The organism is Pseudoalteromonas sp. SIMBA_162 (assembly GCF_046535955.1).
Classification (GTDB): Bacteria; Pseudomonadota; Gammaproteobacteria; order Enterobacterales; family Alteromonadaceae; genus Pseudoalteromonas; species Pseudoalteromonas marina.
The window spans coordinates 1-253 of the sequence record NZ_JAWJBQ010000804.1 but is presented as its reverse complement, the minus strand read 5'-3'; the positions used below and the strand labels follow the sequence as shown (position 1 = coordinate 253).

The window sequence follows — 253 nt, the reverse complement described above, 5'->3', positions numbered from 1 at the left end:
GTTTCCAACCCCAGGGACAGCGGAATCACGTCCAGCAGCAGCAATTCGCCGCCTTCGCGCTTGTTGCCGGCCAAGGTATCGGCCTGGATCGCGGCCCCAATGGCCACCACTTGATCCGGATCGATCTCGGTCAACGGCTGGCGACAGAACATTTCAGCCACCGCCTCACGCACACGCGGCACACGGGTCGAACCGCCCACCATGACCACCGCCTGCACTTCATCCAATTCGACATTGGAATCGCGTACAGCAC

General features: G+C 61.7%; 1 protein-coding gene. It reads right to left on the bottom strand.

The features are described 5' to 3' along the window. The coding region (locus R0J88_RS21900) for an Hsp70 family protein (protein ID WP_410901162.1) at positions 1-253 on the bottom strand (253 nt) is incomplete at both ends.